The 15,662-nt window shown below is 42.2% G+C and carries 13 protein-coding genes; 9 read left to right on the top strand and 4 right to left on the bottom strand.

Annotated features, from left to right (window positions below; translation table 11 throughout):
* Positions 1 to 19 precede the first annotated feature (19 nt).
* The gene (locus PQO01_RS03900; protein WP_274312735.1) at positions 20 to 475 is read right to left on the bottom strand and encodes a hypothetical protein; all 456 of its coding nucleotides are present in this window, start codon (positions 473 to 475) and stop codon (positions 20 to 22) included.
* A 103-nt stretch (positions 476 to 578) separates the two neighbouring features.
* The gene (locus PQO01_RS03895) at positions 579 to 2,693 is read right to left on the bottom strand and encodes an amino acid permease (protein WP_274312734.1); all 2,115 of its coding nucleotides are present in this window, start codon (positions 2,691 to 2,693) and stop codon (positions 579 to 581) included.
* A gap of 262 nt (positions 2,694 to 2,955) precedes the next feature.
* Between PQO01_RS03895 and rpsO the strand changes: the two genes are divergently transcribed.
* The 3 genes from rpsO to rpmE all read left to right on the top strand — a co-directional run bounded on the left by rpsO (position 2,956) and on the right by rpmE (position 5,847).
* A complete protein-coding gene (gene rpsO, locus PQO01_RS03890; protein ID WP_274312733.1) occupies positions 2,956 to 3,219 on the top strand; it encodes a 30S ribosomal protein S15 in 264 nt (87 codons plus the stop codon).
* Positions 3,220 to 3,436: 217 nt separating this feature from the next.
* A complete protein-coding gene (locus PQO01_RS03885) occupies positions 3,437 to 5,527 on the top strand; it encodes a polyribonucleotide nucleotidyltransferase (RefSeq protein WP_274312732.1) in 2,091 nt (696 codons plus the stop codon).
* A gap of 116 nt (positions 5,528 to 5,643) precedes the next feature.
* Positions 5,644 to 5,847 (top strand): 50S ribosomal protein L31, encoded by a 204-nt coding sequence (gene rpmE / locus PQO01_RS03880; RefSeq protein ID WP_274312731.1) that lies wholly within the window; start codon positions 5,644 to 5,646, stop codon positions 5,845 to 5,847.
* A 59-nt stretch (positions 5,848 to 5,906) separates the two neighbouring features.
* Here the strand turns inward: rpmE and recF are convergent, their stop codons facing one another.
* Together recF and dnaN are read right to left on the bottom strand one after the other, a co-directional pair.
* On the bottom strand, positions 5,907 to 7,001 hold the full coding sequence (gene recF / locus PQO01_RS03875; protein WP_274312730.1) for a DNA replication/repair protein RecF: 1,095 nt from the start codon (positions 6,999 to 7,001) through the stop codon (positions 5,907 to 5,909).
* 3 nt (positions 7,002 to 7,004) lie between these two features.
* Positions 7,005 to 8,093 (bottom strand): DNA polymerase III subunit beta, encoded by a 1,089-nt coding sequence (dnaN, locus tag PQO01_RS03870; RefSeq protein WP_274312729.1) that lies wholly within the window; start codon positions 8,091 to 8,093, stop codon positions 7,005 to 7,007.
* 184 nt (positions 8,094 to 8,277) lie between these two features.
* On the opposite strand from dnaN, the gene PQO01_RS03865 reads away from it, so the two are divergent.
* The 6 genes from PQO01_RS03865 (at position 8,278) to PQO01_RS03840 (ending at position 15,652) form a co-directional block, all read left to right on the top strand.
* Entirely contained in the window at positions 8,278 to 9,486 is a 1,209-nt protein-coding gene (locus PQO01_RS03865) for a nicotinamide-nucleotide amidohydrolase family protein (RefSeq protein ID WP_274312728.1), read from the top strand.
* An 86-nt stretch (positions 9,487 to 9,572) separates the two neighbouring features.
* Positions 9,573 to 10,616: a recombinase RecA gene (gene recA / locus PQO01_RS03860; protein WP_274312727.1), complete on the top strand. Its 1,044-nt coding sequence runs from the start codon at positions 9,573 to 9,575 to the stop codon at positions 10,614 to 10,616.
* 179 nt (positions 10,617 to 10,795) lie between these two features.
* Positions 10,796 to 11,650: an ATP phosphoribosyltransferase gene (gene hisG / locus PQO01_RS03855; RefSeq protein WP_274312726.1), complete on the top strand. Its 855-nt coding sequence runs from the start codon at positions 10,796 to 10,798 to the stop codon at positions 11,648 to 11,650.
* Between the two features lie 38 nt (positions 11,651 to 11,688).
* The gene (gene mutS / locus PQO01_RS03850; protein WP_274312725.1) at positions 11,689 to 13,995 is read left to right on the top strand and encodes a DNA mismatch repair protein MutS; all 2,307 of its coding nucleotides are present in this window, start codon (positions 11,689 to 11,691) and stop codon (positions 13,993 to 13,995) included.
* A 53-nt stretch (positions 13,996 to 14,048) separates the two neighbouring features.
* On the top strand, positions 14,049 to 15,128 hold the full coding sequence (locus PQO01_RS03845; protein ID WP_274312724.1) for an IS110 family RNA-guided transposase: 1,080 nt from the start codon (positions 14,049 to 14,051) through the stop codon (positions 15,126 to 15,128).
* Positions 15,129 to 15,373: 245 nt separating this feature from the next.
* Positions 15,374 to 15,652 (top strand): MutS-related protein, encoded by a 279-nt coding sequence (locus PQO01_RS03840; RefSeq protein ID WP_274312723.1) that lies wholly within the window; start codon positions 15,374 to 15,376, stop codon positions 15,650 to 15,652.
* The last annotated feature ends 10 nt before the right edge of the window (positions 15,653 to 15,662 follow it).

The following is a 15,662-nucleotide window of genomic DNA, read 5'->3' as shown; positions in this document are numbered from 1 at the left end:
TTTTTAAAATTTCTGTAATTTATTTAAAACTTTTAACGAGTTTGATCAGACTCTCTTTTTCCTTGGAAACTTTATCCTTAGATCCTGTAAGCTTAAAGAAATAAGTCGATCCTTGGTGAGGAAACATAACGGCCAACATTTGCTTATCACCATTTGAGATATCTAAAAGTTTGGCTTTCCCTGCTGCGCTCTCAATCACTTCTAAACCTTCTTGTAAATTCGCCGCGTTGACTGGAGCTAAACCAATTTGTCGTCTCCATCTATTAACGTTGGCCAATTCGCCACCCACATCGCCTGGGAAGCGCGACACTGCAATAGCTAAGGAATTATCAGCTTTAACTAATAAGGTCGCTAATCTCATGGCTTTTTTCTCCGAGGAACGTTCCCATGTATTGGGAATAGTCCACTCTAGGTCTTTCGCTGATAACGATGAGCTCAAGGATATAAAAATTAGGGCGAATAGAAATTTTTTCATGTATGTCTCTTTTTTGTTAGTAGCATTAAATCGGCTTATGATAAAACAGGATAATACTTTATTATAATTGATCAATAAGCTTATATGTGTTTTATTACGTCACCTAAGACTCAATAAGTACCCTAAGTTTTGTAAGTATTTTGGGTTCACCTATGATAATAAGACGATCTGCCTCCTCCAATATAGTACTACCACTCGGTACAACTCGCTGACTACCACGCTGAATCATCGCCACTAGACTACCTTCAGGCAAGCCTAATTCTTTGATCGCTTTGCCAATAAACTTCTGCGAGCCATTATTGGTCTTTAGAGTTAAAGTCATGTAGTGCCCATCATTTAACAACAACTGTTTAAGGTGAGCTGAGTTGGGCTCTTCATTCCAACGGCTTAGGAATTCATCTTGATCAATTCGATTTGCGAGTTCCGCAAGCATTCGTAAATGCAAGCCCGGATTGCCTTCTGGACTTACCAAGAGAAAAATAGCGAACGTTTGCTGCTCCATTTCATCGCCCATGACATCAAAAACATCAACTTGCATCCCAGATTTAGAGCGTGCTATCACCATTTCTGGTTTATCGATCCCCATTAAATGCATATGGGGCAATGCTACCCCACCTGTTACAGGAGTTCTGCCTGTACGAGTACCTTCAAGGAAACTTGCCTCTAATTTTGTTGCATCAACTTTCAACCGTTCCGCCAACATTATTGAAGCTTCTTTGATAAGATCTTCAAACTTTTCACTCTTGTCGATCTCCAAAAATTGCGCGCGTGCCACTACTTCATTAAAGGGGTCGTCTTGACGAAGGCCTTTTTCTTTTAGTATCCCCCTAAACTCCTGATCCAATTCATCATATTGATTTTTCCCCAAGCGTTGAAACCAATGACATATCGCTCCAGTGCGAGACACTCGTTTACGAGCATAGCGAAAATACCAAGTTAAACAAACGGCAATCATTCCAATTGTAAAAAGTATCGCCATCCAACCCATATATATAATAAGGACGACTGAAACAATCATACCCCCTATTTGCATCCATGGATAAAGAGGGGATTTATATCCCGGGTCATAAGACTCGATACGGCTTTCTCTCATAACAATAACGGATAAGTTAACCAACATAAAAATCAACAACTGAAAAGCACTCGCTAGTTTCGCTATACCCGTAGCATCCAGTAAAAGGATAAAGCAAATCATAATGACACCGGTCAAAACAACCGCCATTGTTGGCGTTTTGAATTTTCCTAACTTCGCTAATCCATCTGGTAACAGCTTATCTCGTGCCATTGCCATGGGGTAACGCGAAGCCGCCATTACGCCGGCATTACCTGTCGAAAAGAATGCGGATAGTGCCGCTATCACCACAAAGCCAACTAAAATATTTTGAGGAATGAACGTATCGAACTTACTCACCGCCGTTGCCACAGGAGTTAAATCTTTATGAAACTCCGCAGGGTCAATTAATGCTACCATGACCATGACTCCAAGCACATAGAACAAAGTGGTTGAAACCAAAGAGAGAATCATCCCCAAAGGAATATTTCTTTCAGGATTTTTTACTTCTTCCGCAACACTAGAAACTTTTGTAAGACCCGCATAAGAAACAAAGACAAAGCCTACAGTCGCAAAAAAGCCTCCCATTCCATCGGTTAAGAAATCTTCGTAACGTTGATCGACTAATTCGTCAGGTTGCACGGCGATAGCCTCGTAAGCACCTTGAGCTATAAAATATGTAAGAATCGTAACTAAGGTAACAACTAAAAAACGCTGTAAACTCGCGGTTTCTTTAGCTCCAGTAATATTAATAAAAACAAAGCCGACAGTCAAAGCAATGGCAACTGGTTTAATGGGAAGAGCTACAAAGAACGACGCATAGGCTCCAATACCGATCAAAGCAAAAGCTGTTTTTAAGGACAGCGACAAATACGTACCCAAGCCACCTACCGTACCAAACATAGGGCCTAAACTACGATCTAAAAAATAATAGGTCCCACCCGCTCGTGGCAATGCCGTACTTAGCTCTGCCTTACTAAACATTGCTGGCAGAATTAAAAAACCCGCCACTAAATAAGCTAAGGCAACGGAAGAGCCCGTTTTAGCTGCTGCTAAACCTGGCAGTAGAAAAAAACCTGAGGAGAACATAGCTCCTGTGCAGATCGCATATACATCAAATAAACCCAAGTTCTTTTTTAAGCGATCATCTTTTGATAACTCTTTCACGGTATCACCCTTAAATTGACACTTTAATAAACATTCCCAAAAACCCTGTAATTTAATACCTAGCTTGACTATTTCGCAACTTATTTAAATAAATAAGTTAAATATCAGCCGTTTTCTATAAGCTTCCCTTTGGGAGATAGTCTTAATAGTTAAAAGACAACTGGACTTGAAAAACATTTAGCTCGCAATATTCTATGCGCCTCACAAACAACAAGAACTTATTACTAATGGGTGAAAGCCTGTATAATATAGGGATAAAAAAATGACTAAAGAAAAAAGACAAGAAATCATCGCTGCATTTCAGCGTAAAGAAGGCGACGTAGGTTCACCTGAAGTACAAATCGCACTCCTTACTGGTCGCATCATTGAGCTCACTGAGCACATGAAACAGAATAAAAAAGATTACAGCACAAGCCGCGGTTTAATCGCTATGGTTAACAACAGAAAGAAACTTCTTCGTTACCTAAACAGTGAAAACCACGCTGGCTACATCGAAATTACTGATAAATTGAAGATTCGTCGCTAGTTTTTCTCAAAGGCCTGATTATTCAGGCCTTTTTTTTTGCGCCTTTCGCACTACCTTTAGCCTCGAAAACTGGAACTGACCCTAGAAACATCAAGCCTTGATGTTTTGAGTCTCTTGCAGAGTATTCCCACAGGGAATCTTCTTCAAGAGGTTCAACAGTCCAGTTAAGAAAAAACAAACACGCTCAATTGAGCATAAATTATATAAGGATATTTACATGTCTAATATTGGATCTGTAACTGTTGATCTTGGCGACAATCGCCCTATCACAATCGAAACTGGTAAAATGGCTCTTTTAGCTAATGCTGCCGTAACTGTAACACAAGGCGAGACAGTTGTTCTCGTTACTGCATGTTCTTCTGCTCCTCGCGAAGGCATCGACTTCTTCCCACTCATGGTGGCTTACCGTGAAAAATACTCTGCTGCAGGTAAATTCCTCGGCGGTTTCATGAAGCGCGAAGGCCGTCCTTCTGAGCATGAAGTACTTACTTCACGTATGACTGACCGTCCACTTCGCCCTCTTTTCCCTAAAGGTTTTTACAACGAAGTTCAAATTCAAGCTATCGTACTTTCTTACGATAAAGTAAACGACCCAGATACACTTGCTATGCTCGGTTCATCTGCAGCTCTTATGCTTTCTGATCTTCCTTTCCAAGGTCCACTAGGTGCTATGCGCGTTGGTCAAGTTGACGGCGAATTCGTTGTTAACCCAACTGCTGAGCAAATGGAAAATAGCTCACTCGAATTGATCTACTCTGGTACTCCAGGTAAAACGATCATGATTGAAGGTGACTGTGACGAGCTTTCAGAAGAGCGCCTCTTCGAAGCACTCAAGTATGCTGATAGCAAAGTAGAAATCATGGCTAAAGCTCAACTCGAACTTCAAGAAAAATTCGGTAAAGCTAAAAAAGATTACGCAGTTGATAAGATCGCTGAAGATGTTAAAGCTGCTGTTGCAACTGCTATCTCAGGTAAAATTGACGACGCATGTCTCGTAATCGATAGAACTGAGCGTGGCGATGCACTCAATGCAGTATACGCAACAGTTGAAGAAGGCCTCAAAGCACAATTTGCTGAAGAGCGTCACGGCGAACTCAAAGAAGCTTATAGCCACCTCATTGAAATGAACATCCGTCGCCTCATCATTGAAGAAGGTAAGCGTGCAGACGGTCGTGGTGCCGAAGATCTTCGTCCACTAAGTGCTGAGCATGGCACTATGCCAAGAACTCATGGTTCTGCACTCTTCGCACGCGGCGAGACTCAAGCACTCGTTACAGTAACTCTCGGCGATGCCAAAGCAGCTCAAAGCGCTGAAACTATCCGCGGTCGTTACGACAAAACTTTCTACCTCCACTACAACTTCCCTAACTTTTCAGTTGGTGAATGTGGTCGTATCATGTCTGCGGGCAACCGTGAAATTGGTCACGGTAATCTTGCTGAGCGCTGCCTCGCAAAAATGATGCCTGCAGATTACCCTTACACTGTACGTGTCATCTCTGAAGTTATGGGTTCTAATGGTTCTACTTCAATGGCTTCAATCTGCGGTGGTTCACTTGCACTTATGGATGCTGGCGTACCACTCAAGAAAGCCGTTGCAGGCATTTCTGTTGGTCTCGTTCAAGAAGGTGATAAATACGTTATGATCACAGACATCTTAGGTTCTGAAGACCACTACGGTGACATGGACTTTAAAGTAGCTGGTACTCGTGATGGTATCACTGGTTTCCAACTCGACCTTAAAATTGCTGGTATCAGCCTCGACATGATGTACGAAGCAATGCTCCGCGACAAAACAGCTAGAATGGACATCCTCGATGTCATGGACGGCTGCCTCGCTAAAGCCCAAGAAGAAATTTCTGACCACGCTCCACAAGTTCACGCAATGAAAATCAATCCTGAAAAAATTGGTGCTCTTATCGGACCTGGTGGCAAGCACATTAAAGCTATCTGTGAAGAAACTGGTGCTGAAATCAACGTTGAAGACGATGGCACAGTTAAAGTATTCACTGCTGACAAAGCAGCTCTTAAAGCAGCTATTGAACAAGTTGAATCTTATTGCTTCGAGCCAGAAGCAGGTAAAATCTACCGTGGTGTAGTTGTATCTGTTAAAGAGTTCGGTGCTTTCGTTGAGATCGCCGGTGGCAACCAAGGCCTCCTTCACATCTCTGAGCTCGCAGACTACCGCGTTGAAAAAGTAACTGACGTAGTTAACGAAGGCGACAAAGTTTCTGTTAAAATCCTCGAGATCGACGACCGTGGCCGCATGCGCCTAAGTCGCAAAGCTGCTCTCGAAGAAATGGCAGACTAGAATCTATCTTGAGCAAGAGGCGGATTTTTTCACTATCCCCTCTTGTCAAGAAAAAAATCAGCGCTATTATACGCGTCTGAATTTTACACTTTTAAATCTATCTAAAGGTTATAAACATGAAAACTGATATACATCCCGAGTATACAGATGCAACTGTAAGCTGTGCTTGCGGTACGACTTGGAACATCAAGTCTACTCGTAAAGAAGTTAAAGTTGGTATCTGCTCGAACTGCCACCCGTTCTACACTGGTACAGCTCGTAATGCCGACGTGGAAGGTCGTATTGATGCCTTCAACCGCCGTTTCGGTAATAAGAAATAATTTTTTCTTAAGCATTTCAAAAGGCCGCTCTCAGGAGCGGCTTTTTTTGTGCCTAAAAATTATACCGCCGTACTAACTCGACCTTCATCCACTTCGTAGACCTTGTAATCATAGGCCTCTAAACCTACTGGAATCTCGGTACAAGCAATGAAAACTTGATCTCCACGACTGACACATTTCAAAAAAGCCCGGCGACTAAACTCATCCAGCTCACCCAAAACATCATCAATCAATAAAATTAGGCAATCCGGCTTCTCAACAGGCAACAGCAATTCAACCGCGGCAGCTTTCAAAATTAACGAACTCAAGCGACACTGACCTTCTGAGCCAAAATGCGATAATGATCGACCATTTAAATTTATCTGTAAATCATCACGGTGCGGCCCCTGATGAGTCACTTTATACAACTTATCTCGCTCGCGATTCTCATATAATTTCTCACGATACGAGCTCACGAGACTCTCGGCATTTTTCGCAACAGAATTATTATAGCGTAGATCTAAAACAAAATCTTCTTTCAACATTTTAGAAACTAATTGACTAACTGCCTGTGATAAACGAGGAAGAAGATCAATCCTAGCCTGAAGGACCTCACAACCATGCTGTATCAAAATGTCATCCCAAACATCAAGCTCTAAGTCAACATTTACACCGCGCTTTAAAATTTGATTTCGACTCTTCAGAGCTTTTTGATAATGTTTCAAAGACTGTAAATACCCTGGAGATAATTGCGACAGGAGTATATCTAGATACTGTCGGCGCCAAGATGCGCTTCCTTTAACAATTTCTATATCTTCCGGCATAAAAGCCACACTCTTAATCACACCTATAAAATCACTGGTGGTCGCAACCCTATTTCCATCTAGACTAAGCTGACGCTTCTCTCCATAATACACGTTTAAATCCAACTCAGGCCGCGTGACGCGATCAAGACAAGCGCGAATACCAAAATGGTCACTCTGCCAATTTTTCAGATGACGAGTATGCGAACTACGGATAGACCTCAACAATGATAAAAAACCCAAACCTTCTAAGAAAGCTGTCTTCCCTTGGCCATTCCGCCCCCTAAACACACTAATCCCGGGCTCAAGATCTAACTCGAGCTCGGGATAGTTACGAAAATTTTTTAGCTGAATTCGGGAAATAAATCCCATGAATTAGTTGTGGCGCAAAGGCATAATGACGTAGAGGAAGCCCTCATCACCATATAGACCCGTAGGACTTAAGCGATCATTGAAACGTAAAGTTAGCTTATTGCACTCCAGATGTCTTAATGGATCAATTAAGAATGATGCATTAAAAGAAAGATCTAAGTTTTCACCTTCATATGAAGCTGGGATCGGGCTTTCTGCGACTTCCGCATTATTCATAGCAGAAATCAAAACTTCTGTAGGCGTAAGACTCAATTTCACTGCTGGATTCTTATCGAGAATCTGTGAAACGCGGTCAAGTGCTGAGTAAAAATCATCACGCGGCATTGTGACATGGTTCTCAAAGCCAGGAGGCATCACCATGCGGTAGTTAGGGAAATTACCTTCAAGTAATTTCGTCTGAAAAACAACATCATCAGTACTGAACACTGCGTGTGTATCCCCCAAAGAAACTTTAACATCACTGCTACCTTCTAAAACTTTTGGAAGCTCTTGAGCTGCCTTGAGAGGTAAAATAGAATCACTATCTAATGAACTATCTGAACCAATAACCGTCTCTACTAAAGCCATACGACGACCATCTGTGGCGACAGTTGTGAAAGTACCATCTGTAATCGTAAGCAATAGACCTGTCATGGGAGCTTTCGCTTCTTCAGTTGACACCGCATAAGAACACTTAGCAATATTACCACACAACTGTGAGGTACTGATCATAAATTCACGACGACTCTCTTCGCGACCCTCAATTGGGAACTGCAAGGGATCAAGGCTCTGAAGACTAAAAGAGTTACGAGCACAAACAACATTAACCATACCGCGCTCATCTAAACTCACTGACACATCACCATTCGGCAAACGCTGCACTAACTGAGAGAGAATTTTTGCGGATACAGTTGCTTTACCTTCTTGCTCTACATTTGCTTCTAGAGTTAAAGTGATCATTTGATCTAGGCCTGTAGCCGTAATAACTAAATGGTTGGCTTGCACATCCAAAAGAAAGTGGCCCATAATAGACACTGTTGGACGGGAAGAAATTACGCTACCTGCTTTTTTAACGGCGTTGTTTAAACGATCTCTTTCAATAGTGAACTTCATTAATTTACCTTAAGATTTAATCTAAAAATTATGCGCCCAAAGTACAGGAGTTACAGGCTTCTTTCAAGTAATTTTTTAGGCTAAATGAAATTCCTTTTGATTGTTCTTTGCCTAGCGTGGGTGTATCATTGATCAAAGTCTTTTTTAGCCTTTAAATAAGGCCCCACAATATAAGGAAACAATCTTGAAAACCCACGCCATTTTTACCGGTAGTGAACTACTATCTGGCCAAACTCTCAATTCCAACATCTTAACTCTCGGACAAAAATGGACAGAGATGGGTTGGAAACTCGAGTCTAGTAGCACCATTCCCGACGAAGCACAACTCATCAAGAAATCCTTATTATTCTCCCTAGAAAACCACGAGCTCACAATTATTTGTGGAGGCCTAGGTGCTACCAGCGACGACATCACCAGGCGAGCAGTTGCCGAAACGCTCAAATTGAAAATTAACCATTCAGATAAAATCAGATCTGAACTCGAAGAGTTTATGGCCCAACGCCAAAGAACACCACAGGAACAGTGGCTAAAAAACCAGTCTGAACACATCGAATCCGCCAAACTACTCGACAACAGTACCGGTTTAGCCTATGGACAATTGATTAAATATGGATCAAAACTGATCGCCTTGCTTCCTGGGCCACCCTCAGAATTTAAACCCATGCTAGAACAAGAATTAGTACCTTTACTTAACAGCAAGAAAAACTTCACCCAACTCAACTATATAGTTGCAGGCGAAACAGAATCATCTGTTGAACGACGCTGCAAAGAACTCAAGGAGAACTTCCCGCAGATAGACTATGGCTTCTGCGCACAACCCGGCATTGTAAAACTCTCTTTGCGAATTCCGCAAAACACTGATGCAAAAGCAGCCGACAACTTATGCCGTGAAAGCTTTCCCATTGAAATACTCAAAAGCGGCAGCCTACCAGAAGAGATTTTAAATATTGCACGCAGCAAAAACTGGACCTTCGCCTCAGCCGAATCATGTACAGGAGGACTCGTTAGTGCAGCATTAACAGCCATACCCGGAAGCTCAGATGTTTTAACAGGAGCTCTTGTATCCTATTCATGTGATTGGAAAAACAAACACCTAAAAGTCAAAAAAAGCACTCTTAATAAACATGGAGCCGTTAGCCATGAATGTGCCCACGAAATGGCTAATGGTCTACGAGAAAAGTTCAAAGTCGACTGTGGAGTCGCTATCACTGGCATCGCTGGCCCAGGCGGCGGATCTGAAGACAAACCCGTGGGACTCGTCTATATTGCCACCTTTACACCAAGCGAAATCTTAGTAGAAAAATGTATTTTTCGCGGCAATCGCGATATGATAAGGCAACATAGCTTGAGCCATGCCCTCAATCAGCTCCGACTTCAAATTAATAACAAATAAATTCATAGATAATAATTGACACTAATAAATATATGCCTATATTTTATTAGTTAGTAATTAATCAAGCCTTATTGAGGAGAAAGACCATGGCTAAGAAAGATGCAGAAAAAACAGATCGTGATCGCAACTTAAATCTTGCGATTAGTCAAATCAACAAAGAATTCGGTAACGGCGCCATCATGAAACTTGGCGACAAACCTCACTCAGACGTCTCGGTAATTTCAACAGGCGCTCTATCTTTAGATATGGCTCTTGGCGTATACGGCATGCCACGTGGACGAGTTGTAGAAATCTACGGGCCAGAATCATCAGGTAAAACATCTGTATGTTTACACACTGTGGCAAACGCCCAAAAAAGTGGCGGGACATGCGCATTCATCGATACTGAACATGCCCTCGATCCACAGTATGCTCGTATGATTGGCGTCAACACTCAAGACCTCTTAGTCTCACAGCCTGACTGTGGTGAAGATGCATTGAATATTGCCCAAACACTTATTTCGAGCAACGCTATCGACGTACTTGTCATTGACTCGGTCGCGGCCCTCACACCTCGCGCAGAACTTGATGGCCAAATTGGCGATAGTCACGTCGGCCTACAAGCTCGCCTCATGTCATCAGCACTACGCTCACTCACAGGTGCAATCAACAAAACTCGCACTTGCCTCATATTTACCAACCAGCTCCGCGAAAAAATTGGCGTCATGTATGGCAACCCCGAAGTAACTCCAGGTGGTAAAGCACTTAAATTCTATGCATCTATCCGCATGGAAATCCGTCGTGCTGCAGCGATCCAAAACCCCGCTGGTGACGTACTTGGTAATCGCGTAAAAGTTAAAATCGTGAAAAACAAAATTGCACCTCCATTCAGAAAAGCTGAATTCGATATCATGTACAACGAAGGCATCAGTCGCGCTGGATCGATCCTCGACGTCGCCGTTGAACTTGACATAATTAATAAAAAAGGATCATGGTTCTCCTTTGAAGGACGCCAACTTGGCCAAGGTCGCGAACAGGCAAAAGACGCCATCAAAGCAGATGAAAGCCTCGAAAACACAATTCTCGACCGAGTGAAAGTCATCCTCAAAAATGACGGTGCCCCTGAAGAAGAAGTCTCTATCGAAGATTAATATTCAGCAAGTCGTAAAATGATTTAAGAGCACATCTCAAAAAGATGTGCTCTTTTATTTTAAAGCCACAATAACACAAGCTAGTGCTTAGCTAATTTAATAGATCTGCTAGAAACTTTGATGAATAGACTTATGTTCTTCGGGATTATGATGTTCAACAAAATTTTTTAGGATAAAACATGCTCAAAATAGCCCTCCCAAACAAGGGTGCACTTTCTGAAGGTGCCATTGCCTTAGTCAAAAATGCTGGATATAAAATCCGACGAGGAACGAAAGCTCTTGTCTGCACTGACAATACAAATAATGTAGAGTTCTATTTCCTAAGACCAAAAGATATAACAGCTTACGTCTCAAGCGGCGTTTTCACTTTCGGCATCACAGGTAGAGACATTGTTCAAGACACAAATTACGATAATATTGACGAATGCCTAGCATTAGGTTTCGGCAAATCAAAAATGCGCTACATCATTCCGGGACAAGATGAATTTCCTGGCCTAGAGATGTTTGAAGGCAAAAAAATCGCCTGCTCATACCCCATCTTAGTCAAAAAACACCTAGAAGCTAACAATATCAACGCTGACATCGTAAAACTTGATGGTGCAGTAGAAATCTCCATCCAACTTGGCATTGCAGACGCAGCTGCTGACGTTGTAGAAACAGGCACAACCATCAAACAAGCTGGACTCAAAACAGTTGGAGATGTCATACTTCAATCAGAAGCCACACTCATTTCTGCAGACAAAAATTTAGACGCTAATGAAGATGCCAAAGCTTTCATCAAACGCTTAAGTGGCATAATTGTTGCACGTAAATATGTTATGCTCGAGTATGATATCCCAACTGAAAAAGTTGAAGCCGCATGCAAAATTGTTCCAGGCTTAGAATCTCCTACAATTTCAGCTCTTCACGATCCCGAATGGAAAGGTGTAAAAGCCATGATCCCGAGTGGAGACATAAACTCCAGCATGGACCAACTAGAGACCCTTGGCGCCAAAGGTATCATTGCAACTGACATAAGAACCTGCCGTCTTTAATGCCTAAAGCTTCGGCACAAAACGTTAAGTTAACCCCCATGATGCGTCAATATCTTGACGCTAAAGAGGGGCTAACTGATGATACCATCCTACTCTTCCGCTTAGGTGATTTCTACGAAATATTTTTCGAAGATGCTGAACGTGGTGCTGAAATTATGGGCATCACCCTAACTCGCAGAAACTCGATCCCCATGGCAGGCGTACCCTACCATGCTTTAGACAATTATTTACCTAGAATACTTGAGCATGGACTCAAAGTCGCCATAGCCGAGCAAATGGAAGATCCCGCCACAACTAAAGGCATTGTAAAACGCGCCGTCACACGCGTCATCACACCAGGTACTGTCACCGAAGATAACGTTTTACGATCTTCAAAGGCTAACTTCCTCGCTTCTTTGCATGTAGGAAAAAAGAAAACTGGTCTTGCCTACCTCGATCTATCTACTGGTAATTTTAGAATTATCGAGCACTGCGATCCACACAGCCTCGAAGCGGAAATCCATCGTGCTTCACCGTCCGAACTCATCATTGCAGATGATCTAGACATTCAAACTCTCCCCTTTTCGCTACCCGACAACACCAGCATCAGCCCAATCCCCGCGTGGCAATTCGACTCCGACTTAACTGAACAAAGCCTCCTGAAACACTTTGCCGTAAAAACACTAGAGGGCTTTGGTTGCCGCAACCAAACTGAGGCCATCACTGCCGCTGGCGCTCTTTTAGACTATGTCTTAACTAATCTTAAACGATCTGCAAACCACATTACTAGCCTTGGGCTCATCCAAAATACTGATTGTATGATTATTGACCGCGTTTCTCAGAGAACGCTTGAATTAGTAGACCCCATTTTCCGCGACTCAAAAAACTCAACACTCATCTCTGTACTAGATGAATGCTCCACTCCTATGGGAAGTCGACTTTTGCGTGAATGGCTACTTCGTCCACTAACTAATATTAAAGCTATAAATCAACGCCAAGATACACTAAAATCCTTCTGTTCCGACCAGATGCTCCTTGAAGAACTACGAGAAAGTTTCCGCACAGTCCGAGATATCGAACGTATTTTAACTCGTCTTAATCTCGGAACTGCTAATGCTCGAGAACTACAGACAATTGCCTATGCACTCAAAGCTATTCCAGATATTGAAAGCATTATTTCTTACGTGGATTCAGATTTATTATCAGATATTAAAGCCCGCCTCTATAGCTTCCCAGAATTAACTGACACTCTTATTGACGCTCTCTCAGATGAACCTCCTGTCACTTTAAAAGATGGCGGAATCATTAGCGACGGCTACAACGAGCAACTTGATCATTTCCGCAAAGGAAGTCGTGAAGGCAAAGCCTGGCTCGCCCGCTTTGAAGCTCAAGAAAAAGAACGCACGGGGATAAAGAAACTGAAAATTGGTTACAATCGCGTCTTTGGCTATTTTATTGAACTCTCAAAAATCAATTCAGCTCAAGCTCCTGAGGACTATATTCGTAAGCAAACCTTAGCTAATGCCGAACGTTATATCACTCCCGAACTTAAAGAGATCGAAGACTCAGTTTTAGGTGCAGAAGAAAAAGCTAAAGCACTCGAATACGAACTCTTTCAGGATTTACGCTTACAAGTAACTGAAAAAACGAAAGCCATCCAAAGCACTGCTATTGCCTTAGCAGAACTGGACTGCTTAGCAAATTTGGCGTACGTAGCCCTAAAACGCTCATACACATGCCCTCAACTTTGTGAAGAAAAGAAAATCAACATTTCTGATGGTAGACACCCCGTAGTTGAAGCAGCAATGGATGCTGGCATATTTGTTCCAAACGACACTGAAATGAATGATCATCAAGCATCCATCAACTTAGTAACTGGCCCCAACATGGCAGGTAAATCAACCTACATTCGCCAAGTAGCCCTACTTACAATCATGGCTCAAATGGGCTCATTCATCCCATGTAGCAGTGCTGAAATTGGCATCACTGACAGCATTTACACACGAATAGGCGCAGCCGATGATTTAAGTCGAGGGCAAAGTACTTTTATGGTAGAAATGGTGGAAACTGCTAACATCCTCAACAACGCTGGCCCACGTAGCCTAGTTATCTTAGATGAGATTGGCCGAGGAACCTCCACTTACGATGGGCTCAGTTTAGCTTGGGCCATTGCCGAGCACCTACACGAAGCAGGTTGCCTAACTCTATTTGCCACACATTATCACGAACTAACCAAACTTGGCGCTAGCTTACCAAAAGTTAAGAATTGGTGCGTCGCTGTTCATGAAAACAAAGGCAAGATTATTTTTTTACACAAGATCCAAGATAGTATGAGAAGGCAGCCCTCGGCAAAGTCCACTTGCTAGCAGACCTTGCCTGACATTAATTAAGTTACGACCAAAATTAACGGAGAACTGCCATGTCTAAAACTACTATCACTGTACCTGAAATAACAATTGGAATGGATCTTGGAAATCAAAAACACGATATTTGTGTTTTAAATTCTGAAGGTAAAATCGTCGAACAAGCAAAAATTGAAAATAATCTGGAATCGTTAAGTGTATATTTTTCGAATTATGAACGCCCTCATAAAATCCGAGTAGCTCTAGAAGTAGGAAGTAACTCTTTATGGATATCGAGCAAACTCAAAAGTATGGGCTTCAATGTAATTGTAGCAAATGCTCGTAAGCTCCGAATGATATGGGACAGCACGAATAAGTGCGATGAAAAAGACGCTGAAAAAATAGCACGGGTAGCCCGAATGGATCCATCACTTTTGTACGGCATTCAACACCGAAGTATGGACTCCCAGCAAATGCTTACAGTGTTGCGTGCTCGTGAGCATTTTGTGAAGATGCGAACCCAAACGATGAATTCATTAAGGGGTATACTAAAGAGTTTAGGAGTTAGTGATCTCCCTAAGTGCGAAGCTAATCGTTTCAGTGAAAAGATGTATGAATATGTAAGTGATGATTTATTGCCAACTTTAGGTGAGATGCTATACGAATGTCAAGAACTGACTGATCGAATAGAGAGGTTGGATGATCGAATTGAACTGATTAGTGAAGAGTCTTGTCCCGAGGCTCAGCACCTGCGGCAGATTCCTGGAGTGGGACCAGTTACTGCCTTGGCATTTGTTTTAACTATTGATGATCCAAGCCGTTTTAATAAGAGTCGTGATATAGGTGCTTTTTTAGGCCTAACTCCAAAGCGGGACCAATCGGGAGAAAAAGATAAACAACTAAGAATAACAAAGCATGGAGATAGGTACTTGAGATCATTACTGGTTATTTGTGCTCAACATATTTTTAGCGATAGATCCCCGGATTCTGATTTGAAGAGGTACGGACATCGAATTGCCTCACGAGGTGGTGGCGCGGGGAGAAAAAAAGCAAAAGTAGCCATAGCTAGGAAGCTAGCTGTTTTAATGCATCGACTTTGGGTCAGTGGCGATAATTATGAACCACTCCACAAACAGGCTTTAAAAAAAGCATCATGATTATCCACCAATCCAGCCAACCTCCCCAATATTTCTTATAATCACAATTAAGGAAGAAATTTAAAAAGAAAAGAGTTTATCAAATGTCTTATGCGATGACTGCGGAGCACCAGCAGAATGATAGGTTTGCCAGACCTTGTTGAAAGTTCGTTGCCAAGATTGCAGCATCAAATAGGATACAATCATGCATCGGACTAGGCAGTCCATAAAAGAATGCGAATGGAAGCAAGACAATTTGATGGCATTTGAAAACTGGTTTTCTCAATTCTCAGAAAAATATAACTTTAATGCAAACCGTAACTTGCAAATGCCTTCTCATGGAAGCAGGTGCTGCCGACAGAAGTTACGGAATATATGTTGCGAAATTAGCAGGCATACCTAAATCTGTAATTAAACGAGCCGACAACATCCTCCAAGATTTAGAGGATATCAACGGGAATAATTACGTCAAAAACAAGAAAAAAAGCAATTCGGAATCACATACTGACAACTCTCCAAGCCTTTTCGACTGGCAAAGCGATTAATTTTAAATTA

Source organism: Lentisphaera marina (assembly GCF_028745505.1).
GTDB classification, from domain to species: Bacteria; Verrucomicrobiota; Lentisphaeria; order Lentisphaerales; family Lentisphaeraceae; genus Lentisphaera; species Lentisphaera marina.
Note: the sequence above shows the minus strand (reverse complement) of the source record. Positions and strands in the feature narration are given on the sequence as shown.

What these genes read in the sequence shown, in the direction of transcription:
- rpsO (WP_274312733.1), top strand. Translation starts at nt 2,956, where the DNA reads ATGACTAAAGAAAAAAGACAAGAAATCATCGCTGCATTTCAGCGTAAA.
- rpmE (WP_274312731.1), top strand. Translation starts at nt 5,644, where the DNA reads ATGAAAACTGATATACATCCCGAGTATACAGATGCAACTGTAAGCTGT.
- PQO01_RS03900 (WP_274312735.1), bottom strand. Translation starts at nt 475, where the DNA reads ATGAAAAAATTTCTATTCGCCCTAATTTTTATATCCTTGAGCTCATCG.
- PQO01_RS03845 (WP_274312724.1), top strand. Translation starts at nt 14,049, where the DNA reads ATGTCTAAAACTACTATCACTGTACCTGAAATAACAATTGGAATGGAT.
- hisG (WP_274312726.1), top strand. Translation starts at nt 10,796, where the DNA reads ATGCTCAAAATAGCCCTCCCAAACAAGGGTGCACTTTCTGAAGGTGCC.
- recF (WP_274312730.1), bottom strand. Translation starts at nt 7,001, where the DNA reads ATGGGATTTATTTCCCGAATTCAGCTAAAAAATTTTCGTAACTATCCC.
- mutS (WP_274312725.1), top strand. Translation starts at nt 11,689, where the DNA reads ATGATGCGTCAATATCTTGACGCTAAAGAGGGGCTAACTGATGATACC.
- dnaN (WP_274312729.1), bottom strand. Translation starts at nt 8,093, where the DNA reads ATGAAGTTCACTATTGAAAGAGATCGTTTAAACAACGCCGTTAAAAAA.
- recA (WP_274312727.1), top strand. Translation starts at nt 9,573, where the DNA reads ATGGCTAAGAAAGATGCAGAAAAAACAGATCGTGATCGCAACTTAAAT.
- PQO01_RS03885 (WP_274312732.1), top strand. Translation starts at nt 3,437, where the DNA reads ATGTCTAATATTGGATCTGTAACTGTTGATCTTGGCGACAATCGCCCT.